Origin of the sequence: Acinetobacter sp. ANC 4910 (assembly GCF_004331035.1) — a bacterium.
Taxonomy (GTDB): domain Bacteria; phylum Pseudomonadota; class Gammaproteobacteria; order Pseudomonadales; family Moraxellaceae; genus Acinetobacter.
Window position 1 is genome coordinate 128457 of record NZ_SJNT01000006.1, and the last position, 26751, is coordinate 155207.

Below are 26751 nucleotides of genomic sequence, written 5' to 3' on the forward strand. Positions count from 1 at the left end.
ATCATTGCTGCCTTTGCTTACTGAAATACATCATTTTTTCCTGAGCGAACTATGCTAGGGTAAGCTGAAGAAACACGATAAAAGAGCGCACAGGATCATCTATGTCGGCACAAAACCCTTTGGTGCAACATCAAAAGCTATGGAAAGCATTTTTCATTTTCCTGATGCCGTTGATTGCTACCAATATTCTGCAAAATCTATCAGGGACAATTAATACGGTCTTTGTCGGGCAGATGATGGGAGTGCAAGCGATAGCAGCAGTGGCAGTATTTTTTCCGATTTTGTTCTTTTTAATGGCATTTGTAATTGGGTTGTCCGCAGGTTCAACCGTACTGATCGGACAGGCATGGGGCGCGCAGAATATAGAAAAAGTGCGGGCGGTGGTTGGCTCAACCCTATTTATGACCCTGATTGGTGGAAGCATCATTGCCTTACTGGGGGTACTGTTTGCCCGCCATGTGTTATTGGCTTTGGGCACAGATGAAGCCGTCATGCATCTGTCACTGCCTTATGTACAGTGGATGCTCGCGGGTAGCCCCTTATTATTTATCTATATTATTTATACCTCCATTTTACGCGGTGTGGGCGATAGCACCACCCCTTTAATCGCCTCAGGCATGACCATTTTAGTAGGCCTTTGTGTGACTCCTGTCTTGATTGCAGGCTATTGGGGCTTTCCTCGACTGGGAATTGTTGCACCTGCAATTGCATCGACCTTAGGGTTTATTTCTGTTCTGATTTTTTTATATTTTTATCTGGCTTATAAACAACACCCGCTCAGACTCGACGCGCAAATGCTGCGCCATATTCGCTTTGACCGCCAACTGAGTCAAATTATTTTACGCCTCGGCATTCCGACTGGAGTACAAATGGTCACGACTTCGGTTGCAGGATTGGTGATCGTGGGGTTGGTCAATCGTCATGGTGCCAATGCCACCGCTGCCTATGGGGCAGTGAATCAGGTTCTGAATTATATTCAGTTTCCTGCACTGTCTATTGCCATTGCAGCATCGATTTTTGCAGCGCAAGCGATTGGCGCAGGAAAGTCAGAATTACTCGCCAAAGTCACGCGTACGGCATTGGGGATGAATATTGTGATTACAGGTTTATTGGTGGTTTTAGGTTATCTATTTTCGAAATATCTGATGGCGCTTTTTATCACAGATCATGCTGTGGTCGAACTTGGGCAACAACTTTTATTTATTGTGTTATGGTCGATTTTATTCTTTGGTGCCAGCGCAATTTTCGCGTCCATTATGCGCGCCAGTGGCACAGTTACCGTTCCCATGATCATCAACATTGTTGCCATTATTGCGATTGAAGTCCCCTGTGCTTATTTGTTTAGTGACTGGTGGGGACTGCAAGGCATATGGTATGCCTATGCGCTTGCCTTTGTGTGCTTATGTATGATGCAAGGTCTGTATTATCAATTTGTCTGGAAAAATAAAACCATACAAACCTTAATTTAATGGTTGATCGGCTGAAAAAACGTGCTGATCCTCAGATCAACACGTATCACCTTTTATTTGAAACGTTTGCTCAACGTCGTCGCCATGGCTGTCACTTTTTGATAGCCTGTTGGCAAAATACGCTGAATCAGATCTAACGATTTTGCATCGTTGCCAATGAGCACACGACGCTTATCTTTTTGCACCGCAGCTAAAATTTGACGTGCAGCTTCTTCTGGTGGAATACGTAATAACTTGTTAAATGTGCGTGCCGATTTTTCGGGATTCATTCCCAAACTACGCAAGCTGTCATTCATACGGGCATCATTGGCAATATTGGTGCGAATACCACCTGGATGCACACACAGCGCGCTAACCCCACAGTTTTCAATATCCAGTTCCTGACGTAATGATTCGGTAAAACCACGTACTGCAAATTTGGTGGCATTATAAGCCGATTGGGTGGGTTGAGCCGTTAAACCAAATAAGCTAGAAATATTGATGATATGACCATCGCCTGTTTGCTTAATCAAAGGCAAAAACTCTTTGGTGCCGTATACCACACCCCAGAAATTAATCCCCACAATCCATTCTAGTTCATCATAACTCGCACCTTCTACTGTCGAGCCTAATGCCACCCCAGCATTGTTAAAAATCATATTCACTGAACCATGATTTTGTACTGTTTCTTCTGCCCAAGTACGCATTGCCTCACGATCCGCCACATCCAGTTTTTTGGTGGTCACTCGCACATTACTGTCTTTGAGTAATTCTACGGTTTTTGCCAAACCTTGCTCATTAATATCGCTTAACGAAAGGTGACAACCTTGTTGGGCTAAAAGCACTGCCAACTGTTGACCAATCCCAGAACCCGCACCTGTCACAGCGGCGACTTTATTGTTAAATGTTTTCATTTTCTATCCTTATTGGTTTCTCAGGCGGTATGACAAAGCTACCCCCATTCTTTTATGCATGATGCGAATGACACTCTCAATATAAATTTGACAATATTCATTGTCAACAATTGTCTGATGAATCTCCTTTCGGCCAAATCCCGCGTTTAATTTAGGTTTTTGCCGTATTTATTGCTAAACTATAGGCGGTCTTTGCTACGTTTTATCTTTATGACTTATTCCAATACTGACGATGCAGGAAAAAATAACCAACCGTTAAAAAATAAAGAACGCCAGTTTAAAGGACTCTCTTTGACTGAGCGTCAACAGGCACGTCGTGAAAAACTCATCGAAGCGGGGATTGAAGTTTATGGCACCTATGGTTTCTTTGCCGTTACGGTCAAAGACATTTGCAATGAAGCCAAACTGACCGAACGCTATTTTTATGAATCCTTTAAAAAAAGTGATCAACTCTTCCAAACTATCTTTTTAAAACTGATTGATGAACTGCAACAGAACGTTATGCAAGCGATTATGCAAGCCTCGAACAGTCATGAAAAAATGGTCGATGCTGGCTTAACCGCCCTACTCACCACGCTCAAAGACAATCCGCGGATGGCACGTATTATTTATATCGATGCCATGCTGGTACAAGAACTACATAACCAAGCCACCATTCATGAAACCATGTTGCGTTTTGACCGTATGATTCATGCTTTTGTCATGTTGATGATGCCGAATATTCCCCATTCAGAACGTGAAATTTCATGGGTTTCTACAGGCTTAAATGGTTATGTCACCCAAATTGCGATTCGTTGGGTCATCAGTGGCTTTAAACAGTCTTTGGACGATGTATTGGCGTCTTGTCGAGTGGTTTTTGTGGCTTTACTCGAATCATTTTCTGAGAAAAAAAATTAAATTACAGCGATTTAATTTTTACAAAAAATTGACTCTGATTTTACGACCGCCTCTACGCCTGTCTAAAATTGTTCATGAATTCGACTAAAAATTGTCACAAAACTTTGCGAAAATCGGCATTCTGCCCTATTCTGCAATGATACTGTCATAATTAATCTTTGTAATAAGCCTGTCATAAATAAAAAACGGCCTACCGTTATCATCAATAGGATATTGCGTTGTGAAAGATGACTACATACTAATCGTCGATGACGAACTTCCAATTCGAGAGATGATTCATACCTCTTTGGATATGGCGGGCTTTCAATGCTTACAGGCAGAAGATGCAAAACAGGCGCATCAAATGATTGTCGATCAACGCCCAGCGTTAATTCTGCTCGACTGGATGATGCCAGGTGGCGTCAGTGGCGTCGATCTCTGTCGTCGCCTCAAACGCGATGAAAACTTATCTGAAATTCCAGTCATTATGCTGACTGCACGCGGAGAAGAAGACCATAAAGTCCAAGGTCTCGATGCAGGTGCAGATGACTACATGACCAAACCTTTTTCGACGCGTGAATTGGTATCGCGCATTAAAGCAGTGCTGCGTCGCGCCAATGCTCTAAGCGGCGAAAAAACCATTGATGCCAATGGTTTATTGCTTGATCCAGTCAGCCAACGCGTCAGTTTTAGCAATAATATTCTAGAAATGGGGCCAACTGAATATCGTTTATTGGCCTTCTTCATGACACATCCTGAGCGTGCTTATACCCGCGCACAATTGCTTGATCAGGTTTGGGGTGGCAATGTCTATATTGAAGACCGTACTATTGATGTCCATATCCGCCGTTTACGCAAAGTATTAGAACCCTATGGTGCAGACCGTTTTGTTCAAACCGTGCGTGGAACAGGCTACCGCTTCTCCACTCGTGCCGATGTTGCTTTAGGTTAATTTTAGTTTTATGTATGAACCCTACCCTGTCCCCGAACTCGCGCGTGAGCATCAAAAATTCCGTTACAGCAGTTTATGGATATTTGCCAAACAAGACTTACGTTTACTGGCGTTTCTACTGCTCATTGCAAGCTTAATCGGGTTTGGCATCGGGTATTTTTGGGTTTGTATTTTTACTGCTTTTACCATTTTTTTCGGTTTCCAACTGCGTTCTTTGTACTTGGTCAATGAATGGATTTCCAACCGTCCTTATGATGTTCCACCCAATTTAAATGGCATCTGGGGAGCATTATTATTTAATGTCTATCGTGCACAGCGCCAAGAACGTATTGTTCAAGCCGAAATGGTTGGCTTGATTGACCGTGCACAATCTTCATTGGTGGCACTGGCAGAAGCGGTGGTATTAATTGATGAGTCGCATCAAATTGAATGGTGGAATCCCGCGGCGGAAAAACTACTCGGTATTCAGTCACTAGATCGTGGTCGTAACATTATGACCATTTTGCGCCAACCAAGTTTTATTGAATATTTCAAACAAAGCGATCAAATCCCTGATGGGATTAAAATGAAATCCTCAGTGTTTGAAGATCATTACGTACAAATCAAAATGACTCGCTTTGGTGGTGAAAGCCGTCTTTTAGTGGCGTATGACGTGACACGCATGCACAACCTAGAGCAAATGCGTAAAGATTTTGTCGATAATATTTCACATGAATTACGCACGCCTTTAACAGTGCTCAGTGGTTATATTGAAACCTTTACCGATCAAGAAGATTTAAATCCGCGCTGGAAGCGTGCGTTTGAGCAAATGCAGGCACAGACCAAACGCATGAATGCCTTGGTCAATGACCTTTTGCTGTTATCGCGTTTGGAAAATAATAAGCAAATTGCCAAAAACCAGATTATTGAAATGCCAAGCCTGATGAATCAGTTGTTTGATGATGCACAGGCGTATAACGTGGATTATGGACATACGCTAAACTTGGATATCGACAGCCATTGTGATCTTATCGGTTCCGATACCGAATTGGCCAGTGCGTTTAGCAACCTCATCACCAATGCAATTAAATACACCCCTAAAGGCGGCACCATTACTATGGGTTGGCATGACGATGGTGAACAAGGTTATTTCACCGTTCAAGATACGGGTATTGGTATTGATCCGAAACATTTGCCACGTCTAACCGAACGCTTTTATCGTGTGGACAGCGCACGTAGTCGTCAAACGGGTGGAACAGGTTTAGGACTGGCGATTGTGAAACACGTACTGATGCAGCACAACGCACATTTAGAAATTGAATCCAAAGAAAATCAAGGCTCAATCTTTAAAGTGGTGTTTCCGAAAGAACGCCTGTATCACATGAGCTAAACAGATTTTTATAATATTTTAAAAAAGGTCGGGATTGAGATGGTTGCATACGACAACCACCTCAAAGGCATCATTACAGGGTATGACCCAATGCCTCGCCCATCACCACCGTCGAATTGGCTTTAAACTGTGCATCCCACTGCATTTTATTGTGTTCAAATAAAACAATCGCGGTTGAACCTAAGTAAAAACGCCCTAGCTCTGCGCCTTTTTCAAGGAACAGATTGTGCTGGTTTAATTCTAAACGCCCAGTCGGTTTCACTTTGCCTGTCGCAACCGTTTCAATGCCTGCCACAATCATCGCACCGACTAACACCACGGCCATACGACCCAATTCGGTATCGAACAGGCACACCATACGCTCATTACGTGCGAACAAACCTGGAATATTTTCTGCCGTGGTTTGGTTCACAGAGAACAGTTCACCTGGCACATATAAGGTTTCAGTGAGCGTACCTGCAAATGGCATATGGACGCGGTGATAATCACGCGGTGATAAATACACTGTTGCAAATTCACCCTGTTTAAATGGCTCTGCCAACTGTGGATCCGCAATCAACTTTTCTACAGAGAAACTTTGACCTTTGGCCTGAAACACTTCACCAGACTCAATATGCCCCAGTTGTGAAATTGCCCCATCCGCAGGTGACACAATGCTCGTCACATCCGCATCAATCTCACGCACACCATCTTGCAAAGCGCGGGTAAAAAACTCATTGAATGACTTGTATTTCAACGCATTTTTTTGCTCTGCAATTGACATATCAATGCCATATTGCGCTTTAAATGCAGAAATTGCCGTGTTTTTAATCAATGGATGTTCACTGGCAGCAATCTTACCTACCACACGCGAGAGTTGATGTTGTGGCACAACACGTTGCGCCTGAATAAAGAATTGTTTTGTTAAACGTGAGGTGAGGCTCAAGACGGTAACTCTCCAGTAACGATTGGACTATCGAGGCGATTGCCCCATTCACTCCACGCACCATCATAAGCTCGAATATTCCAACCCAATACACGACCCAAAATATAAGCCAAACCTGAACGATGATGTGACTGACAGTACACCACGACAGGTTCCTGTAAATTGAAACCTTGTTGTTCTAAGCGTTGTTGTGTGCGTTCTAAAGGATGCAATTTTAAATGATTTTCACGATTAAGTGCAGTACTCCATTCAAAATGGCGTGCATTTGGAATATGCCCCCCTCGGCGAGCGGCCAATCTTAAACCGGTATATTCATCTTCGGTTCGACAATCCCAAAGCTGAATCGCTTGCTGCTGTACCAAAGACAGCAGCTCGGGATATTCAATTCGAACTTGCTCTTGTGCAGCCAAATTGACTTGCACTAAGGATTCTACAGGGGCGAATTGCTCCTGCTCAGAGGTGGTTGGTAAACCTTGTCCCAACCACGCATGAATACCACCATTCAGTAATGAGGTATTGTAAAAACCTAAGCAGTGTAAATTCCAAATGAGGCGTCCTGCCCAAGCCCCACCTTCATCATCATAAACCACCACATGATGTTCAGGGCTAATATTCAAATACTGAATCAGCGCAGTCAAGCCTTCAGCATCAGGTAATAATCCCGTGGCATTTTCTTCTTGACGCAGCAATTGTGCGGGCTTAAGTGGAATGGCATGAGGAATATGTAGCTGCTCATAAACTGAACTTCGACTTAAATCCACGATCCGTAATTTTTCATTGCCTAAATGTGGAAGTAACTCTTCCACTTCGATTAATAAACCCAAATTTAGCGTAGATTCCGTCATCATTTTTACACGTTTTGTCCTAGCAACAGCTTGATCTTAGCATAAGCCCATGCCGACAAAATGCCGATTTTTCTAGAGAGCTTTGCAGAAATTCAGCAATATAAATCAATTAAGCAGGCTCAGTAATTTGAAAAACCTGACGTAAGTAAGCCAAGAAAGTATCGTTATCGGTCATGGTCTTGCCTGGACTATCTGAAATTTTCGCCACCGATTGTCCATTACATTCGACTAACTTCAATACTATATTCAGTGGGGTCTGCCCCATATCATTGGTCAAATTGGTGCCAATCCCAAAACTGACTTTGAAACGGTCTTTGAAATATTGATGTAATGCCCAAGCCTTTTGTAAATTTAAACCGTCACTGAAGGTCAGCATTTTGGTTCTGCTGTCAATTTTCAAGGTTTTGTAATGTGCGTAGGCTTTATCACCCCAAACAAAAGGGTCACCACTGTCATGTCTTAAACCATCGAATAATTTGGCAAAATACAAATCGAAATCGCGCAGGAAAGCATCCATTCCCACTACATCGGTCAGGGCAATGCCTAGATCCCCACGGTATTCTTGCACCCAAGTCTCTAATGCGGCTTTTTGGAAATCCCGCAGACGCACATCTAGCGCCTGAAAAGCTTGTAAAAACTCATGCGCCATGGTGCCAATCGGTGAAATGCCCAATTCTTTTGCCAATAACACATTACTGGTGCCACGAAAAACATTCGGTACAGCATGGTGAAATGCCTGAATGACCTGTCTTTGCCAAGTCAAACTATAGCGACGACGGGTGCCAAAATCCGATACCAAGAAAGGCGGATCTTCTGGACGCTGCTGCTGTTCGCACTGTTGAATAAATTCAATTTTGGCTTTGAGGCGACGTTCGCCTTCTTCGAGTACTTCTGGCGTACGAATGCGTTTGAAGTACAGTTCATTCACAATCGCCAAGACAAAAATCTCGAACATCATGGCTTGCACCATGGGGCCTTCTACCCAAATGTCCAATCGACCTTCTTGATCGACATCTGCATGAATAAAGCGGCGTTTTAACTGGAATAATTCTAGATAATCGACAAAATCGCTTTTAATAAAACGTAAACCACGCAAATATTGCAATTCATCTTCTTTAAACCGAAGCTGACACAAATAATCCAGCTGCTCATTCAAATCTTGCAAAATATCCACCAAGGGATACACCGTTTCATCCAAATTACGGCAACGGAAGTGGTAAACACTATGTGTTTGTGGGAACTGGTGCAGCACCACTTGTAACATGGTGAACTTATATAAGTCAGTATCCAGCAAGGATTGAATTATTGGTTGCATAGCCTATCCGTTCGGAATGTTCTTCATTCACGATAAATCACTGAATCCATTGTTACATAACATCCAGCGTCATTTATTCTTTTTTCTTATCCTTTTAACAAAAAAATAATGATTCCAGTTATGGAAGGCCAATAGATCGCCGTGATCACATGTGTATGTGATTATCATAATATTATAATAAAATAATTTTTTATTAAATTTATATTAACATTTATTGAAATTTTATTTGCTTTAAATTACCATGAAATTTCAAATAAAAAGTAATATTATTCACTATCAAAATTAATAATATTACCCAATAAATCATGCTGGTATGGAGAATAACAATGGCTAAATTAGATTTAAAACCGTTAGTTGAAATCGACGGTTTTGTTGCTGCTGCACTCGTTGATAGTTCAAGTGGTTTATCTTTATCTGGGGTAGGTTCTGGAATAGATTTAGAACTTGCAGCTGCGGGAAATACAGAGGTTATTCGTGCAAAGCGAAAGGTCGCGAGTGCTTTAAATTTAAAAGATAATATTGAAGATGTATTGATTAGTTTAGGTAAGCAATATCATATTTTACGCCCACTAGACCGCAATGATGAACTGTTTCTCTATCTAGTCTTAGACCGTCACAAATCAAATCTTGCGATGGCTCGCCATGAATTAAAAGCGTTTGAAAAAGAATTAGATTTCTCATAATTTTTGCGATGAGCAAAAAAAAAGCCATCTTTCATAGATGGCTTTTTTTGCATCATTTTTCTGATGAATTTTGCACATTATTTTTCAATTTTGTTGCGTAATCTACACCATGCGTATGTAAATATTCACGAATAAGCTGTCGAACCACTTGTGAGGGTTTTAAATCTTGCTGACTACATAACACTTCAAAAGCTTCTTTTTTTATAGGGTCAATCAAAATTGTCAATCTTGCAGTTTTATTTTCCATAACCATTTTCTATCATATTATTAACATAAAATGATAATATTATTATCATTTTATTATTGTAAGGCAAGATTTAAATTCATCCATGCCTTTTTAAATTGAATACTGATTTAGCATAACTTAATCTGTAAAATAAAACCATATTACTTTTAAGGTTTTAATAATCACTTATTTTAATCTTTCTCAGCATAATATATGAAATCAGTTATCTGCTTTTGATAAACTGATTTTGATTGTTTTGATATCAGTTTTTTATATGCGTGCATTATTACAACGAGTCCTTGAAGCCAAAGTGATCGTCGACGGTCAAGTCACGGGTGAAATTCAACATGGGTTGCTGGTCTTTTTAGGACTGGGGAAAGAAGATCAACTTGAAAAAGGCAAAAAGCTGATTGATAAAATCCTCAAGTACCGTATTTTTGATGATGAACAAGGCAAAATGGGCTGGAACGTGGTACAAGCACAGGGTAGTTTACTCTTGGTGTCACAATTTACCCTCATGGCACAAACGCAAAAGGGTTTACGCCCAGATTTTGGTCCTGCAATGCCACCCGATGCTGCCAAAGTCTTGTATGAACAATTGGTGGACTATGCCAAATCTCAGTTTGAACAGGTACAAACAGGCATTTTTGCAGCAGACATGAAAGTGCATTTAATTAATGATGGCCCTGTGACTTTTCAACTTGAAGTCGAATAATACTTTCAGCCACAAAAAAGCCTACAACACACGATCTGTAGGCTTTTTTATGGCTTCGCAATTTAAGACTTATCGGCCTGTTTTTTCTTTTAAGAATTGACGCGCCAATTGAATTTTCTCTTTGACTGGTTTTGGTAATTTTGGTGGAATCAATTTTGCAACTTTGTTAAACCAAACCAATAAGCTGAAGTCACCTTCCATTTTGATGCTGCCATTTTGCATCCCAGTCATGAATGCCGATGGATCACCTTTCAGTAAGGTTTTCACACCTTGCTCGCTGTCTACAAATTGCAGGATAAAATCGGCTTTCTCTGCATCACCTGAAACTGTATCAATTTGTCCATTGTTGATAATAATTTGACGAGCTACACCTTGGTCAGTCCCAATTTGGATGCGAAATTGACGCTCATGAATCAACTCAATAAATTTTGGGCTGGTACGAGCCAGTTGTTTCATGCGTAACACTAAACTCGCCACTAAAAGATCAAGTGGATCCGTGCTCACATCGACCAAAGGTAGTTTGACAACTGGAATTGAAGACAGTTTCATGACGTTTAAAGCCTATTGTAATTGTAGAAAAATTGACTGCTCCATCCTACCATAACTTAATTCTGATGGAAGCTAGGCTTTGTATAACAATCCCAATCTGAGCGCTAAAGTCACAAACAAAAATTTTATGTTGATCACAAAATCACAGTCTTTTTGTCGCATGCGTAAATCAGCACCTAAAAGTTTAAACCCTTAGATTGACTAAATCGGAACTGTCCTGACTAAAAATCAAAACTTACCTATTTCTACATGTATGAACTGCATCATCAGCATTCACCCTAGTATGGTAATACTTATTGTTATTTTCTGATTATCCAAGCCACCTTGGAACTTGGCTCCCTCCCATCTTGGCTGAAAAGGAGCAGTAAACGCTTAACGGCTACTGTACTGTTGATCATCTTCATATACAGGGGTATGTTCAATGTAACGGCGCTTTGATAAAGCACGTTCAGCACGGCGATCTTCTCGAAACAATAATAGCGTCACCATCGTCATGGATAAGCTCACCGCAGCCAAATAACTATACGCCATAGGCAAATCAAACACGACCTGAATGCTCAGTCGAATCATTTCTAGCAAGCCCCAGAACATCATACCTGCGAACATAAAGCTCAGCCAACGACGATAAGGCGAGAAGAAAACAGCAATCAGTGCAACAGCCACACAACTCAAGCCAATTATGGTTGCTAAATTCGCTGTGACCATAAAAACCTCCGTCTTCAATGGAAATCGTGTCTGGGCAGGGACCCGACCAGTAATTTTCACGACCTATATTAATTTTGTGAAATTTGTTTATCTGTATCTCTATGCAAGCATTATGAGCAGTTTTAAACAGAAAAAAAGGCATGCTTTTTTATTGAACGACATACCTTGTCGCAATATTATTTTGTCATTACATTTTTTGTCATTTCGACTTGAATGGAAGCAAGATATGCCATGAGTTGGCGTGTCATTACAAAAAAACAACGGGGTTTTTCAGCGAAAAAAATATTTTTTGGACACCCGATATGAAGCAGATTGCGACCAATCTTTAGATGATTTTTTAATACAAAAGTCACGCAGAAGAAAACAAAAAACGCAATCCTAAGATTGCGTTTTTTCATGAAACCGTAATGGTTACGCGCAGTTAAGATCCTTATCATGCACACCCAACAGGTATAAAACACCATCCAGCCCCACGCTTGAAATCGCCTGATTGGCATTCTGACGGACTAAAGGTTTCGCACGGAAAGCAACCCCTAAACCCGCCAAAGACAACATGGGTAAATCATTGGCACCATCCCCCACCGCAATGGTTTGCTCTGGTGAAATTCCCATGTTGTCTGCCAGTTCACGCAATAAAAATGCCTTACGTGCACCATCGACAATATGTCCTTTGACTTCACCTGTGACGTAGCCATCTTGCACATCTAGTACATTGGCATGCACTTCATCAATCCCGAGTTTGGCTTGTAAATACTCTGCAAAGTACTGGAAACCACCCGATAAAATCGCAGTTCTATAACCCAATGATTTTAATGTTGTAATTAAGCGTTCTGCGCCTTCCGTAATGGTCAAACGTTCCGCAATTTTAGGCAATACCGAAGCATCTAAACCTTTTAATAAAGCCACACGCGCACGGAAGCTTTGTTGGAAATCCAACTCCCCTTGCATGGCACGTTCGGTAATTTCTGCAACTTGCTCACCCACCCCCGCTTCAATCGCCAATTCATCAATCACTTCTTGTTCAATGAGGGTCGAATCCATGTCAAAACACACTAAACGACTGTTGCGACGGTAAGCATTGTCTTCTTGCACCGCAATATCAATACTGAGTTCTGAGGACAAACGTAAACAAGCTGCACGCATTGCCGTTGCATCTAACATTTGCCCGCTCAAACCAAACTGTACACAAGAACGTTTTGGTCCTTCTGACTGGTTTTGTAGCTGTGGACGACCCGATAAACGGATCACTGTTTCAATATTAAAACCTTGGTTCGACACAATATTGGTAACAGCTTGTAAATGCTCAGCAGTCAGTTCTGGCGCCAAAGCCGTGACAATATAGCGTGTCCGTCCACCTTCACTTACCCATTGATCATATTCTGTTGCAGAGATCGGTTTAAAGCGCACTGTTAAGCCGATATCATGTGCTAGAATCAGAATTTCCTTCATGGCTAATGCTGTTGCAGTCTGGTCATCTGACGAAACAACAATACCTAGAGTCAGTTGATTATGGATGACGGCTTGTCCAACATCTAGAATTTGTAAGGAATGAGTGGACAAAACCTGCATTAATCGAGTGAATTGATTAGGTTGGTCGGGTCCTAAAAATGATATAAGAATGATTTCTCGCATGAATTGACTCGAGTCTGAGCTACAACTATTGTGAGAATCATAATCGAATTTGAATAGAATTGCCTTGGAAGTTTACGTTGAATGCGCCTAGACAAGGGCTATTTGCTAGCCTACTGATAATAAGTTTTGCACTTCATACCTTTTTATTGGTGATTGCAACCACTCACCAACTAAATGAAAACCGTGCGAATCAGGGACAGTTGATGACCAGTCAGTTGGTCACAGACAGTTTATCGGAACTTGAACCTGCCAATACAGTATCACTGGCCTTATTGGTAAATCGTTACGCCACCAATCCAAGTGTCGCCTCTATTCGAATTTTAGACGGTACGAATCAGGTTTTGGCAACAGGCGGTTTGTCCAAAACGCGTGATGGTGAAGTGTTTGTTCGCGATGCTTTACAAAATGAGAAAAAAGTCGGCACCATTGAAATTACCCTGATCAAACCTAGCATTGGTGAAATTTTACGGACTCAATGGCTGGCCATTTTATTCTCGTTCTTTATTCACGGCTTACTCTGGTTAGGTTACCGTGCGATTGCACGCCCAAGCCGTACAGAATACTTAGCACGTATTAATAATGAATCCCGCTTAAAACACGAGATTCAGGCCTTAACTCAAGCGCTAGAGCAAGAGAAACATAATGCTGCGTTAACCATTGCTCAAGCGCAACAACAGTTCCAGAATAAAAATAAAGCCAAAGAAATTAAACCTGTGATTTTGGATGATTGCTCGGTCGCATTAAACATTCAATATTATGATCCGAAGCAACTGCTCGATTCTGTCAATCAGACAGTGTCTGTACCATATTTCAATTTGTGCCAGATTTTCTTGAATAAAAGTATTGAGCTTGCTGTTCAGCACTATAAATTGAATCGTTCTGACATTACTACGGTGCAACAATTCAGCGCACAAGGGGCAACCATTACCCTATCGGCTGACATGCCTGATGCCGTGCCTTGTCTGGTGATGATTAGTTCAGTGTTCCAATTATTGTCGGAAGTTTTATATAAACGCTACCGTGAAGAAAAACGTTTCGTTTTACAAACCCGCAGTGCTATTTCTTCGTCGGTAGACGCCATGCAGTTGTCTGCCGTGCAAGCGGCTGAGCGTTTGGTTCATCAACTGTCTGCCAAAGAAAGCGCAGTGCATTTGAACAATGAATTGTTACAACACATCAGCGAGCATTATGACTTGGTGTCTTTGCCGAATCCGACCAATGTATTGACTCGTCATGCCTTTATGGTCAACGGCATGGACAGCAGCATGGCTGAACTGGCTCAAAGTTTAAGAACAGAAATTCTCAAAGGCAAGCAATCTAAAGCCTCATAAGCTTGCTGCAAGCAAAAAAGCCTGACTCGTATCAGGCTTTTTTATGCTGTCTTAAAAGATTAAATTTTCTGTAGGCTTTTGCTGATTAAAAATTCTTGTGCCGAATGCGGCACTTCATCTTGAGCTACACATGCTGGAATCCACTCTCCAGTAGACTGCAACTCCCATGTACCCTTTTGATCCGACAAATAATTGAGTAAGCCATCTTGTAAAATACGCTTTTTGATTTTCGGGTCTAAAATAGGAAAGCAGGTTTCAACACGTGAAAATAAATTACGTCCCATCCAGTCTGCGCTGGCACAGTACAGTTTCTTTTCGCCACCCTGTTCAAAATAATAGACACGGGTATGTTCCAAGAAACGTCCCACAATGGATCGCACTCGAATATTTTCGGACATCCCCTCCAGTTGCGGAACCAAACAGCAAATTGAACGAATAATCAGTTCAATGTTCACCCCGGCCTGCGAAGCACGATATAAAGCTGCAATCAGTTGTGGCTCTGTCAGAGCATTGACTTTGATGATAATGCGCGCATTTTTCCCCGCTTGCGCGTATTGAGTTTCCTGATCAATCAACTTCAGCAATTCTGTATGCAAAGTAAAAGGTGCATGTAGCAAAGTCTTTAATTTTGCCATCTTGCCCATGCCCGTCAGCTCTTGGAACATCCGATGTACATCTTCACAAATATCAGGCTGCGTGGTCATTAAGCCATAGTCAGTATACATTTTGGCATTACCTGCATGATAATTGCCTGTGCCTAAGTGGGCATAACGTACCAATTGCTGATCTTCACGGCGCACAATCAGGATCATTTTGGCATGGGTTTTATACCCCACAATGCCATATACCACTACCGCCCCCGCTTCTTGCAAGACATTGGCCACGGTAATATTCGATTCTTCATCAAAACGTGCCCGCAGCTCAATGACCGCGGTAACTTCTTTGCCATTACGGGCAGCTTCTGCTAAGGCTTGGACAATTTCCGAATCTGGTCCACTGCGATAGAGCGTTTGCTTAATGGCCAATACATTCGGATCTTTCGCCGCTTCACGCAATAAGCTGATCACTGGTTGAAATGAATCAAAAGGATGATGCAGTAACACATCTTCTTTTTTCAAAATTTCAAAGATGGACTGTTGCTTACGAAACACCTTCGGAATAACAGGGTTAAATACAGGATATTTCAAATCTGGGCGAGCAAAACTGGTGGTTAAGCGCGATAAATTGATGGGCCCCGAAATCGAATATAAATGCTCTTGATCTAAATCAAATTGATTCAGCAAATAATCCGTAATTTCACGAGGGCAATCATCTTCAATTTCTAAACGTACTGCACGACCGAACCGTCGCGAAGACAACTCATCTTTCAATGCCACCGCCAGATCATCAACATCTTCCGACAAAATTAAATCAGCATTGCGTGTCACACGAAACGCATAGCAACCTGTCGCTTTCATACCCGGAAATAAATCACTGATATGTTGCTGAATAATGGCGGTCAGGAAAATCTGTTCTTGATGATTCCCTACCACACTCTCGGGCAAATGAATCAAACGTGGTAAAGAACGCGGCGCAGGCACAATCGCCATTTCGATTTCACGTCCAAAGGCATCTTTACCTTCTAGGCTGACAATGAAATTTAGACTTTTATTGACCAAGCGAGGAAAGGGATGTGATGGATCTAAACTGATTGGCGTCAACACAGGCTGGACTTGTTTGGCAAAATAGTTGGCAATCCACGCCTTATGCTTTTCTAAAATATCTTGATATTGAATAAAATGAATTCCAAAGCCTTGCAGCTGCGGCAAAATGGAATGGTTGAAAATCTCGTATTGCTCTTGTACCGCCTGATGCACAATAGTCGAAAGTTCTGACAAAACCACATCGGTTGGAATCCCATCAGGCATTCGGGTAATGGCGTTTAAATCCTGTTGCTTCATTAACCCTGCAACTCGAATTTCAAAAAACTCATCTAGATTACGGGAAAAAATAATTAGGAAGTTGAGTCGCTCTAAAATGGGTAAATCGGGATTTCTCGCCTGAGCCAGAACACGCCGATTAAATTCAATTAATGCTAATTCTCGATTAAAATATGTTGCTGATGAATGCTGAAAATTTTTCATTTTGACTCAATATGGTTGATTTTTTAACCAACTCTTTACCCTCTGTGTCTGCATGTTATGCAGTGTTTATGACGTTTTTATTACAAGCCTGAACTCAACTTAAATATATGAACTTGCTGTTTGTTTTATCAACACTTGATCAAATTTTTATTAGAAAAATCCACTGATTTCATTCAGATTTTCGAGCGTCTAACTCTGATTCAGCAACCGATTCATGCTGTCGACTTGCCCAATAGGTCGCCAAAATCGGTCCTGAAATATTATGCCATAAACTAAAAATTGCACTGGGTAAGGCGGTTAATGGTGCTGTCGCAAAATGTACTGCGGCTAAGGCCACACCCAAACCTGAGTTTTGCATTCCAACTTCAATCGCTACCGCCTTACTGTCTGCATAATTTAAATGAAATAAACGGCTGCACCCAAATCCCAACAGATATCCTAGGCCATTATGTAATGCCACCACCAGAAATATAAGCAAGCCTGAATGGAGTAGCTGCGCTTTACTGCCACCAATAATGGCCGCCACAATCAACACGATAGCCAACACCGAAATGAGGGGCATTACGGTGATGTACTGCTGAATCTGTTGTTTCAATAAACGTCGTAAAATTAAGCCCACCACAATCGGCAACAGCACCACCTGTAAAATAGAGCTCAGCATGGACCACGCATTAATTTCAATCCATTGACTCGCAAGTAGATAGAAAATAAATGGGGTAAGTATTGGAGCCAATAAGGTCGAAACCGCAGTGCAAGCGACAGACAATGCTGTATTGCCCTTGGCCATATAAGTAATGACATTCGAAGCGGTTCCCCCGGGACAACAACCGACTAAAATCACCCCGACGGCCAATTCAGCAGGTAATTGAAAGATCAGACACAGGACATAAGCCAACAACGGCATCACCACAAATTGTGCCATCACACCAATACAGACTGCTTTCGGCGTTTGTGCTATGGCTTTAAAGTCCGCCAGCTGCATGGTCATTCCCATGCCCAGCATAATAATCCCGAGCATCCACGGGATATAGGCTTTTAACCAGACAAAAGCTTCAGGCAGAATCAACGCGATCCCTGCAAACAGAACCACCCACAAAGCAAAGGTTTTCTGAATCCAATGGCTCAATTGCAATAATACAGACATCGTCAGTCCTCAATGGGGAATCAAACTAAAAAAGGTAAAAGGAGATAACACCCATTATGCCGTCATGGTCGCAACAATATCTTTGATGTAGATGCGTTGTACACCAGCAGCCAGCATATCTTGCCAAGCATGTTGCAAAGAACCATTCAAATCAATCGCTTTGGTTGCATCGGCAATCACATAGGTTTTAAAACCTAAACGACAGGCATCTATTGCTGTCCATGCCACACAGAAATCGGTCGCAATGCCCACAATATAGATGGTGTCTATGCCACGTGCATTTAAATAGCCAGCTAAACCTGTGGTAGTTTTTCGGTCTGCCTCCATAAATGCCGAATAACTATCGATATTTACATGCATGCCTTTACGAATAATCAATTGGGCTTGGGGTAAGGCTAAATCAGGATGAAAATCGGCATCATAGCTGCCTTGTACACAATGTGCTGGCCAGAGCACCTGTGTGCCATAAGGCAGTTCAATTTGATCAAAGGCTTGTTTGCCCACATGATTGTCTGCAAATGAAATATGCTGTGCGGGATGCCAGTCTTGGGTCAGAATAATCTGCTCAAAATAATCCCCCAATTGATTTATTTTGGGAATAATTTGGTCGGCATGGGCAACTGCAAGATTTCCTCCCGGGGTAAAACCATTTTGTACATCCACCACAATCAACGCTTTTTTGTTTTGTATCTGTTGCATGTCCGTTTCATTCACTGTTCTTATTGATTGTTCGCTAGCATATAACAAAAGTCTAAGAATGTAGTAAGCGCATCCGTCTCACTGGCTTGATCTACAGCAATTCCTGCTGTTGCCGATTGTTTATTCCCCATAAAAATAGCCCGTAAATACGGGCTATTCATAGACTATCCGCTGTTTAAACGGTGACTTTCTGTAGACGTTGAACCAAAATTAACATTAATACAGCAGAAATCACAATACAAGGAATTGCCGCTGAAACCACGCCAGTCGCACCAAAACCTGCTGCTAAAAGCTGTCCCGCAATGGTGGGACCCAACATCGCCCCAATACGCCCAACAGCCGAAGCCATACCCACACCCGTACCACGCAGTTCAGTCGGATAGACAATACTCCCAAATGCATAGAGCACGCCCTGACAACCAATCACAAAAGCCCCGACAAGTGCAGATGCCAAATACATTTGAGTCAGTGAAGCCGCAGTATTTAAGGCAAATAAACCCGCCAAAATTCCGCCATACATCAACACAATCACATAGGTTTTTTTCCAACGATCTGTCAGCATGCCCAAAATCACCGTGCCCACTGTAGCACTGAGCATGAAGTAGAATTGTGCCGTACTGCCCTCTTTACGTGAGAAACCAAGCTCCATAAATAACGAGGGCAACCAGCTCAGCATGATATAAACCACCATCAGGGTGAAGAAATAACTGAACCAAATTAAGCCCGTACGCATTAAGTTATGGCGATTAAACAGATCCCGAAAAGAGACTTTCTGCTCGATCTCAGCGGTTTCAACACGTGTTTGGGCTTTTAAGAATTCACGTGATTCAGGCAAGAACTTGATCATTATCGGCAGCACAATAATAGGTAACAAGCCGCCCAGATAAAAAATATTTTTCCAGTTCGAACCAAAATCTAAACTGGCAATATAGGACAGAATGGCAGCTCCAACAGGCATACCACAATACATTAACCCTACCGCTTGCCCACGCTTTGCAGGAGTAACCGCTTCCGATGCTAGCGTAATTAACAATGGCATCGCAGCACCTAAGCCCGCGCCAGCCAAAAAGCGCACCAGCAATAAACTGTAAAAACTATTTACCCAGACGGTACATAAAGTGAATACTGCAAATATAGCAACAGACCAAACCAAGACTGTTTTACGCCCGATACGGTCTGCAAAACGTCCACCCACCAATGCCCCAGGTAATAAGCCTAAAATCCCTGCGCTGAAAAATACGCCCAGTTGGGAACTATTTAATTCAAAATGTTCTCGAATGCCTGCGGCGGCTATACCCGCAGCCTGAATATCTAAACCTTCAATCACCGCAATCAAAAAACAAATGGCGACCGTAATCACGGAGTGCCTACGTGCTGACAATGTATTCATCTCAAATCCTTGTTTAAACCGCGTCCAAAATGAAGCTCATCATCCGTGAAGCAGAAATTTAAATTAACTCACCTTAAGTGGAAGATTTTTGGTGTTTTTTTATAAATTATGAGATAAATCACATTTTCGTTGCCGAGCATAAATAGTCTTAAAAACAATTAATCAGAAATAAATTTGACTAAAACAGTCAACAATTCAATTGAACTTGAACGACTTAGCCGTTCATCAAATTACACTGCAATCCATCAGTTATTGTTCAAATCAATAATTGACGGCACATTTTTAGAATGAGGTCTCCAATTTTCTTGCCTATGACCTAGAGCTATAAGCTCTTTATTAAGTTCTATAAGCTCTTAATCTTATTTATTTTTCTGAATTAAATTTATTGATCTGTGTCCTTTTCTGGCATTCTAAAGCGCGAGAGATATCCTCTGGCGATAAATTATTTTTCACTTTTTTAAAGTTTTGAGTTGCTTTGACTAAAGCATATTGTTCTTCATCGTTTGTTCAGTCATAATTTGCGTAAGCATTATTCAATTCGACACACTCTAATTGAACCTGCTATAAATCAAAATGCGCACCCATCCAACCTCATGTTTTTCACTTCACTGGATGGAAAAATAGGATATTTTTTTAAAATGACTCAGCAAGCACAGATCATTCAAGGCTCAATAGTCGCAATCGTCACCCCAATGTTTGAAGATGGCAGCGTAGATTGGAAAGGTCTTGAGAAGCTCGTTGAGTGGCACATAGAACAGGGAACAAACAGTATTGTTGCAGTTGGAACAACTGGTGAAGCGTCTACATTAAGCATGGCTGAACATACACAAGTGATTAAAGAAGTCGTTCGTGTAGCCAACAAACGTATTCCAATTATTGCTGGTACTGGTGCAAACTCAACGCGCGAAGCAATTGAACTTACAAAAGAAGCAAAACGACTCGGTGCTGATGCAGCCCTATTGGTCACACCATATTACAATAAACCGACACAAGAAGGCTTATATCAGCATTACAAAGCAATTGCTGAAGCTGTTGATTTACCTCAAATTCTGTATAACGTACCAGGCCGTACAGGCGTAGACATGGCAAATGAAACTGTCATTCGTCTGGCTGATATTCCGCAAATTATCGGCATTAAAGATGCAACTGGTGATGTTCCGCGTGGTCAAGCTTTACTTGAAGGTCTTCGTGGTAAAGACATGGTGGTTTATTCAGGTGATGATGCAACCGCTTACCAGTTAATTGAACATGGTGCGAAAGGTAATATTTCGGTCACTGCGAATGTTGCGCCTAAGCAAATGAGTGAAGTATGTGCGGCTGCCATTGCGGGCGATGCTGCACGTGCACAAGAATTAAATACTCAAGTTGCAAATTTACACAATATTCTATTTTGTGAATCGAACCCAATTCCTGTGAAATGGGCACTACACGAAATGGGCTTAATTGGTACAGGCGTACGCTTACCATTAACACCTCTTGCAGAACAATACCGCGCACCGCTTCGTGAAGCATTGGTGGCGGCAGGTATAATCAAATAAAGAGCACTACATTATGCAGTTACGTTTAGGTTTAACCCTTGCACTTTCAGTATTGAGTTTAGCGGGTTGTAGTTCCCTTGCGGTTAGCAACAAATCTTTGAGCTATAAAGAGACAGCAACCCTCGAACCGCTTCAATATCCTGAAGGATCAATGGTTCGTCCAGTAACGCCACTGTATCCAGCACCAACGGTTGAACCTTTAGCGATTCAACATGCACCCAAGCTCGAAAATAGCAAAGGCAACCGTTTTGCTTTACCTCGTCCAGACGTTGCTACACCAAATAGCGCAGCAACTGCTGCTGAACAAAGCACTGCGATAGGTCGTCCTCAATTACTAACTGATGGAAATCAAAATCCATTACTCAAAATTGATGGAAATTCTGATACAATTTGGCAATATACACTTGCCACACTCAGCAGCATGAACCAGAACATTGTGGGTCAAAGTAAAAACCGTTACGAAGTAACGCTTAAAATTGATCAGCAGATCTATGTACTTCGACTCACTTCCGCCGGTTCAAGTCATAATTTGGCAGTGTTTAATGCCGATAATAGCTTTGCAGATCAACAAAAAGCTGCAGAACTGTTAACCCAGATTTACCAAAACTGGCCGGCCTAGATCACACTAGGCATTTTTTTTTGCAAAAGGTTCCCCCATGTTAAAACAAACCTTGCTCTATACTGGTAAAGCGAAATCTGTGTATGAAACAGATAGTCAAGACCACCTGATTTTAGTATTTCGTGATGATGCCTCTGCGTTCAATGGCGAAAAAATCGAACAACTAGATCGTAAAGGCAAGGTGAACAACCGTTTTAACGCCTTTATCATGGAGCAACTGGCTGCTGCTGGCATTGAAACTCACTTTGAAAAATTACTTTCTCCAACCGAAGTGTTGGTGAAAAAATTAGACATGATTCCTGTGGAATGTGTCATTCGTAATTATGCAGCAGGTTCACTCTGCCGTCGCTTAGGCGTTGAAGAGGGTAAAGAACTTACACCTCCAACTTTCGAATTGTTCTTCAAAGATGATGCGCTTGGCGATCCAATGGTAAATGAATCTCAAGCCATTGCTTTAGGTTGGGCAAATGCTGCACAACTCGAAAAAATGAAAGAGCTTACTTACCAAGTGAACGATGTGCTTAAAGCATTGTTCGACAAAGGCAACATGATTTTGGTTGACTTCAAACTTGAGTTTGGTGTGTTCCATGACCGTATTGTATTGGGTGATGAATTCTCTCCAGACGGTTGCCGTCTATGGGATAAAGACACCAAGAAAAAACTTGATAAAGACCGTTTCCGCCAAGGTTTAGGTGGTGTGGTTGAAGCTTATGAAGAAGTTGCTGCACGTATTGGCATCAACCTTTCAGACATCTAATTTGGTCTGAAGCTTTGAACTAAAAAACCGAGCCGATAGGCTCGGTTTTTTATGTTTGTAGGAATTGAATGGCGCTGTATTTAATAACTCCCACAAGAAAACCTGTTCACATGCTGGTATCACTTACTTATTATAAAAATTCATTCGAGTGACCAATCAATCGCTTTATATCTGCAACCGTAATGGTGTGACACTCAATAACCTCTGGTACAGTCACAATCACCTCGTCAAAATGTTATAAACATGCTTTGGGCTTTAGAGAACCCTGCCTTTAATTTTAGGCATTGCCTTTGAGGTCATTGGTCTGGGACTTCATCAAATATTCCAACCTTTTCAGCAATTCCAGTTCATCTTCAGCCGGATAGGATCCGCATATATCATTTGGTTGGCATGGAAAAATTTTCGCCAATTATTCATGCAACTCCCATTTGCCTTGCTTTTTAATCTGCGTATAGCAATTGCATTATCCATCTCAGTTTTACCCACATGTTTTTACTTCATCACATTACAGCACCCATACTTGGTCTACATTTTTCTAGGTTAGGACAACCATGAAAAAAACTGTAAAAAAAAGCAGCAACTGTGTACGCCATAGCGCACAAAGCTTCCCGAGTTTTTCCACTATGTGCTGTATGAGCTTTTAAATATGATGAAAGATTGCGAATAGGATGCTGCAAAACAAAATTATTCTGAACCGTAGAAAATACCCAAATTTCCACCATTACAAATGGTGTAAGCTGAATAAATCACCAATAAATGGATATTTTGGTATATATGTTGCTTTTATTTCAAAGCAAAAGGTGGAGTAAATTTGTCTTCGTCTTATTTTTTGAAATTTGATTTTTTACGGATGCTAATATTTACGATGAAAAGCTGGCAAAAGAAAGTATTACTTTCAACAACGTTAATGCTGACAGCGCTTGGCAGCACAGTGCAAGCCAAAGAATGGAAAGTCATTCGTTTCGGTACTGAATCTGCTTATGCTCCTTTTGAATATAAAACTCCTGACAACAAGTTGGTGGGTTTTGACATCGACCTAGGTAATGCCATTTGCGCCAAATTAAAAGCCAAATGTGTCTGGGTGGAAAACTCTTTTGACGGGATGATTCCTGCACTCAAAGCGAAAAAGTTCGACGGCATTTTGTCTTCAATGACAGTCACTGCGGATCGCTCAAAACAAATTGCTTTCAGTAATAAAATTTACAACACCCCAACCCGTATGGTTGCGAAGAAAGGTTCTCCATTAGTACCCACCCCTGTATCTTTAAAAGGTAAGCGTGTAGGTGTGCAACAAGGCACCATTCAAGAAAGTTATGCAAAAGCCTATTGGGCACCTAAAGGTGTCAATGTGGTTCCTTATCCAAACCAAGACGTGCTTTACCAAGACATGGTGTCAGGTCGTCTAGATGCAACATTACAAGATGCCATTATGGTTGATGGTGGTTTCCTTAAATCACCAAAAGGCAAAGCATTCGGCTTTGCAGGTGGCAACGTGGTAGATGCCAAAACCCTTGGCGTAGGTGCTGCAATTGGCTTACGTAAAGAAGATGTTGATTTGAAAAAGGACATTGATAAAGCTTTAGCGGCCATTATTGCCGATGGAACATACAAAAAACTCGAGAAAAAATACTTCTCCTTCAGTATTTATTGATGACAAAAATGTCGGTTTTAAACCGACATTTTTTATACACAACTGAATTTCATCAATATTCTATTTATAGTTTCTGTTCGGAGTAGATGAGTATGTTTTTGTCTGGTTATGGTCCCGTGTTGCTTGAAGGCACTTGGATGACCATACAGCTTGCATTGTTATCGCTATTACTATCCATCATGATTGGATTGATTGGTGCAAGTTCTAAACTCTCTAGTCTTAAATTTGTCCGCTATATTGCGACTGCCTACACCACGCTTATTCGAAGCGTTCCCGATTTGGTCATTATGCTGCTGCTATTTTATAGCCTGCAACTGGGACTGAACTCGATTACCGAATCGTTGCAAATGGAACAAATTGATATCAATCCGTTTGTGGCAGGCGTAATTACCTTGGCATTTATTTATGGTGCGTATTTCACCGAAACATTTCGCGGTGCATTTCAAGCAGTACCCAAGGGACAAATTGAAGCTGCCTATGCCTATGGCATGACTTCATTTCAAGTCTTTCGCCGTGTTTTGTTTCCACAAATGATGCGTTTTGCCTTACCCGGTATTGGCAATAACTGGCAAGTCCTAATTAAAGCTACCGCACTGGTCTCACTCATTGGTTTAACCGATATTGTGAAAATTACTCAAGACGCAGGGCGAAGCACCATGCAGGTGTTTTATTTCAGTGTCATTGCCGCGGTGATTTATCTCGCAATTACCACCGTCTCAAATTTAATTTTGATGTGGTTAGAACGTCGTTACTCGGTTGGCGTGAAAAAGGGACAACTATGATTGAAATTCTTCAACAATATTGGCAGTCATACCTTTGGACCGATGGTTTTCAAATGACAGGCGTTGCCATGACCGCATGGCTATTGGTGCTTTCTATTGCCATTGGCTTTGTCTTGGCTGTACCTTTATCACTTGCCCGCGTATCAGAAAATCCATTTTTACGCCTTCCTGTTTGGTTCTATACCTATATATTTCGAGGCACGCCACTCTATGTACAACTACTGATTATTTACACGGGTATTTATAGTTTCGACTTTATCCATGCTCATGAACATCTGGATGAATTCTTTCGCGAGGGACTCAACTGTACCATTCTGGCTTTTGCATTAAATACTGCGGCGTATACCACTGAAATCTTTGCAGGTGCCATTCGCTCCATTCCCTATGGTGAAATCGAGGCTGCCAAAGCCTTTGGCATGTCTCCGTGGAAACGTTATACCCGTATTATTATTCCATCCATGTTACGCCGTGCATTGCCATTTTACGGTAATGAAGTCATTTTAATGCTGCATGCCACCACCATTGCCTTTACCGCAACCGTGCCTGATATTTTGAAAATTGCACGAGATGTGAATGCGGCAACCTATGCCACGTTTGATGCTTTTGGCATCGCGGCAATCTTATATGCATGTTTGGCATTTATCTTGATTTGGATTTTTCGTAAATTGGAACAACGTTGGTTAGCATTCTTAAAACCATCGAATCATTAGGAGAAACATAGATGGAAAACTCAGCAAAACTGGTGATTCGTGATTTACATAAAACCTTTGGGGACAATGAAGTCTTAAAAGGTGTATCCCTTAATGCGAACGCAGGCGATGTCATTAGTATTATTGGTTCTTCAGGGTCAGGTAAAAGTACATTCCTACGCTGCATCAACTTCTTAGAACAACCCAGTCAGGGCTCCATTCAACTGAATGGCGAGCAACTAGATACTGTATTGGACAAGTCTGGTAACTTGAAAGCCACCAGCCCCAAACAATTACAGAAAATGCGTACCCAACTGATGATGGTATTTCAGCATTTTAATTTATGGTCACATATGACTGTACTGGAAAACATCGTTGAAGGCCCTATTCATGTTCTGGGTTTAAAACGTGCCGAAGCTGAAGAACGTGCCCGTAAATACTTAAGAAAAGTGGGGCTGGCTGAAAGTGTAGAAGGTAAATATCCGTCCTTCTTGTCGGGTGGACAACAGCAACGGGTCGCGATTGCACGTGCATTGGCGATGGAACCCGAAGTCATGTTGTTTGATGAGCCGACCAGTGCTTTAGACCCTGAACTGGTGGGAGAAGTATTGAAAGTCATGCAAAGTCTGGCAGAAGAAGGGCGAACTATGATTGTGGTGACCCATGAAATGGGCTTTGCTCGCCATGTCTCCAACCATGTGATTTTCTTGCATCAAGGCAAAATTGAAGAACAAGGTGACCCTAAAGAAGTCCTGATCAATCCCAAAAGTGAACGCCTTAAACAGTTCCTCGAAGGCAATTTTAAGTAAGTATTCTGTACGCCAAAGCTTACAAAGATTCGGGAAGATCTCCTCTATATCAGCATGAATATTTT

At 41.6% G+C, this 26751-nt stretch carries 27 protein-coding genes; 14 read left to right on the top strand and 13 right to left on the bottom strand.

From position 1 onward, the window contains the following. The first annotated feature begins 101 nt into the window (after positions 1 to 101). Positions 102 to 1469, top strand: a complete 1368-nt coding sequence (locus E0H82_RS08550; protein WP_131264244.1) for an MATE family efflux transporter — start codon at positions 102 to 104, stop codon at positions 1467 to 1469. Positions 1470 to 1522: 53 nt separating this feature from the next. Here E0H82_RS08550 and E0H82_RS08555 read toward each other — a convergent pair whose 3' ends face one another. Next, positions 1523 to 2362, bottom strand: a complete 840-nt coding sequence (locus E0H82_RS08555) for an SDR family NAD(P)-dependent oxidoreductase (protein ID WP_131264245.1) — start codon at positions 2360 to 2362, stop codon at positions 1523 to 1525. A 210-nt stretch (positions 2363 to 2572) separates the two neighbouring features. On the opposite strand from E0H82_RS08555, the gene E0H82_RS08560 reads away from it, so the two are divergent. From E0H82_RS08560 to phoR, 3 genes are all read left to right on the top strand, one after another. Continuing rightward, positions 2573 to 3259: a TetR/AcrR family transcriptional regulator gene (locus E0H82_RS08560; RefSeq protein ID WP_131264246.1), complete on the top strand. Its 687-nt coding sequence runs from the start codon at positions 2573 to 2575 to the stop codon at positions 3257 to 3259. Positions 3260 to 3479: 220 nt separating this feature from the next. Then, complete coding sequence (phoB, locus tag E0H82_RS08565; RefSeq protein WP_116762143.1) at positions 3480 to 4190, top strand: phosphate regulon transcriptional regulator PhoB; 711 nt, start codon at positions 3480 to 3482, stop codon at positions 4188 to 4190. Positions 4191 to 4200: 10 nt separating this feature from the next. After that, positions 4201 to 5559, top strand: a complete 1359-nt coding sequence (phoR, locus tag E0H82_RS08570) for a phosphate regulon sensor histidine kinase PhoR (RefSeq protein ID WP_131264247.1) — start codon at positions 4201 to 4203, stop codon at positions 5557 to 5559. 73 nt (positions 5560 to 5632) lie between these two features. On the opposite strand, the gene asd is transcribed toward phoR, so the two are convergent. The 3 genes from asd to pncB form a co-directional block, all read right to left on the bottom strand. Next, positions 5633 to 6484, bottom strand: coding sequence for an archaetidylserine decarboxylase (asd, locus tag E0H82_RS08575; RefSeq protein WP_131264248.1), 852 nt, complete (start codon positions 6482 to 6484; stop codon positions 5633 to 5635). Beyond that, positions 6481 to 7329: a sulfurtransferase gene (locus tag E0H82_RS08580; protein WP_131264326.1), complete on the bottom strand. Its 849-nt coding sequence runs from the start codon at positions 7327 to 7329 to the stop codon at positions 6481 to 6483. The genes asd and E0H82_RS08580 overlap by 4 nt, the downstream gene beginning before the upstream one ends. Before the next feature lie 109 nt (positions 7330 to 7438). Further along, positions 7439 to 8644 carry a nicotinate phosphoribosyltransferase gene (pncB, locus tag E0H82_RS08585; RefSeq protein WP_131264249.1) on the bottom strand — a complete coding sequence of 402 codons (1206 nt, stop codon included), beginning with the start codon at positions 8642 to 8644 and terminating at the stop codon, positions 7439 to 7441. Positions 8645 to 8970: 326 nt separating this feature from the next. Here pncB and E0H82_RS08590 point away from each other — a divergent pair, with 326 nt between their 5' ends. Continuing rightward, positions 8971 to 9327: a hypothetical protein gene (locus tag E0H82_RS08590; RefSeq protein WP_044738844.1), complete on the top strand. Its 357-nt coding sequence runs from the start codon at positions 8971 to 8973 to the stop codon at positions 9325 to 9327. Between the two features lie 52 nt (positions 9328 to 9379). On the opposite strand, the gene E0H82_RS08595 is transcribed toward E0H82_RS08590, so the two are convergent. Then, positions 9380 to 9574, bottom strand: coding sequence for a CopG family transcriptional regulator (locus tag E0H82_RS08595; RefSeq protein WP_131264250.1), 195 nt, complete (start codon positions 9572 to 9574; stop codon positions 9380 to 9382). A gap of 253 nt (positions 9575 to 9827) precedes the next feature. Between E0H82_RS08595 and dtd the strand changes: the two genes are divergently transcribed. Beyond that, entirely contained in the window at positions 9828 to 10268 is a 441-nt protein-coding gene (gene dtd / locus E0H82_RS08600) for a D-aminoacyl-tRNA deacylase (protein ID WP_131264251.1), read from the top strand. Positions 10269 to 10337: 69 nt separating this feature from the next. Here dtd and E0H82_RS08605 read toward each other — a convergent pair whose 3' ends face one another. The 3 genes from E0H82_RS08605 to serB form a co-directional block, all read right to left on the bottom strand. Next, positions 10338 to 10817: an SCP-2 sterol transfer family protein gene (locus E0H82_RS08605; protein WP_116762155.1), complete on the bottom strand. Its 480-nt coding sequence runs from the start codon at positions 10815 to 10817 to the stop codon at positions 10338 to 10340. Positions 10818 to 11189: 372 nt separating this feature from the next. Next, positions 11190 to 11522: a ciprofloxacin tolerance protein AciT gene (gene aciT, locus E0H82_RS08610; RefSeq protein WP_116762157.1), complete on the bottom strand. Its 333-nt coding sequence runs from the start codon at positions 11520 to 11522 to the stop codon at positions 11190 to 11192. Between the two features lie 411 nt (positions 11523 to 11933). Then, the gene (gene serB, locus E0H82_RS08615) at positions 11934 to 13154 is read right to left on the bottom strand and encodes a phosphoserine phosphatase SerB (RefSeq protein ID WP_131264252.1); all 1221 of its coding nucleotides are present in this window, start codon (positions 13152 to 13154) and stop codon (positions 11934 to 11936) included. Between the two features lie 77 nt (positions 13155 to 13231). On the opposite strand from serB, the gene E0H82_RS08620 reads away from it, so the two are divergent. Continuing rightward, on the top strand, positions 13232 to 14485 hold the full coding sequence (locus tag E0H82_RS08620; protein WP_131264253.1) for a hypothetical protein: 1254 nt from the start codon (positions 13232 to 13234) through the stop codon (positions 14483 to 14485). 59 nt (positions 14486 to 14544) lie between these two features. Here E0H82_RS08620 and ppk1 read toward each other — a convergent pair whose 3' ends face one another. The 5 genes from ppk1 to mhpT all read right to left on the bottom strand — a co-directional run bounded on the left by ppk1 (position 14545) and on the right by mhpT (position 19841). After that, positions 14545 to 16608 carry a polyphosphate kinase 1 gene (gene ppk1, locus E0H82_RS08625; RefSeq protein WP_131264254.1) on the bottom strand — a complete coding sequence of 688 codons (2064 nt, stop codon included), beginning with the start codon at positions 16606 to 16608 and terminating at the stop codon, positions 14545 to 14547. A 169-nt stretch (positions 16609 to 16777) separates the two neighbouring features. After that, positions 16778 to 17752, bottom strand: a complete 975-nt coding sequence (locus E0H82_RS08630) for a bile acid:sodium symporter family protein (protein WP_131264255.1) — start codon at positions 17750 to 17752, stop codon at positions 16778 to 16780. A 54-nt stretch (positions 17753 to 17806) separates the two neighbouring features. Next, positions 17807 to 18442: a bifunctional nicotinamidase/pyrazinamidase gene (gene pncA, locus E0H82_RS08635; protein ID WP_131264327.1), complete on the bottom strand. Its 636-nt coding sequence runs from the start codon at positions 18440 to 18442 to the stop codon at positions 17807 to 17809. A 29-nt stretch (positions 18443 to 18471) separates the two neighbouring features. Then, complete coding sequence (locus E0H82_RS16540; protein WP_165492937.1) at positions 18472 to 18612, bottom strand: hypothetical protein; 141 nt, start codon at positions 18610 to 18612, stop codon at positions 18472 to 18474. A gap of 14 nt (positions 18613 to 18626) precedes the next feature. Further along, positions 18627 to 19841 (bottom strand): 3-(3-hydroxy-phenyl)propionate transporter MhpT, encoded by a 1215-nt coding sequence (mhpT, locus tag E0H82_RS08640; RefSeq protein ID WP_131264256.1) that lies wholly within the window; start codon positions 19839 to 19841, stop codon positions 18627 to 18629. A 638-nt stretch (positions 19842 to 20479) separates the two neighbouring features. Here mhpT and dapA point away from each other — a divergent pair. From dapA to E0H82_RS08675, 7 genes are all read left to right on the top strand, one after another. Then, a complete protein-coding gene (gene dapA / locus E0H82_RS08645) occupies positions 20480 to 21379 on the top strand; it encodes a 4-hydroxy-tetrahydrodipicolinate synthase (protein WP_131264257.1) in 900 nt (299 codons plus the stop codon). 13 nt (positions 21380 to 21392) lie between these two features. Beyond that, positions 21393 to 21998 (top strand): lipoprotein-34 precursor (NlpB), encoded by a 606-nt coding sequence (locus E0H82_RS08650; RefSeq protein ID WP_131264258.1) that lies wholly within the window; start codon positions 21393 to 21395, stop codon positions 21996 to 21998. Between the two features lie 37 nt (positions 21999 to 22035). Continuing rightward, positions 22036 to 22755: a phosphoribosylaminoimidazolesuccinocarboxamide synthase gene (gene purC / locus E0H82_RS08655; RefSeq protein WP_131264259.1), complete on the top strand. Its 720-nt coding sequence runs from the start codon at positions 22036 to 22038 to the stop codon at positions 22753 to 22755. Between the two features lie 865 nt (positions 22756 to 23620). Continuing rightward, entirely contained in the window at positions 23621 to 24406 is a 786-nt protein-coding gene (locus tag E0H82_RS08660; RefSeq protein WP_131264260.1) for an ABC transporter substrate-binding protein, read from the top strand. Positions 24407 to 24498: 92 nt separating this feature from the next. After that, positions 24499 to 25188, top strand: coding sequence for an ABC transporter permease (locus E0H82_RS08665; RefSeq protein ID WP_131264328.1), 690 nt, complete (start codon positions 24499 to 24501; stop codon positions 25186 to 25188). Beyond that, the gene (locus E0H82_RS08670) at positions 25185 to 25898 is read left to right on the top strand and encodes an ABC transporter permease (protein WP_131264261.1); all 714 of its coding nucleotides are present in this window, start codon (positions 25185 to 25187) and stop codon (positions 25896 to 25898) included. Before E0H82_RS08665 ends, E0H82_RS08670 begins: the two co-directional genes overlap by 4 nt. 11 nt (positions 25899 to 25909) lie before the next feature. Beyond that, a complete protein-coding gene (locus E0H82_RS08675; RefSeq protein ID WP_131264262.1) occupies positions 25910 to 26686 on the top strand; it encodes an ABC transporter ATP-binding protein in 777 nt (258 codons plus the stop codon). The last annotated feature ends 65 nt before the right edge of the window (positions 26687 to 26751 follow it).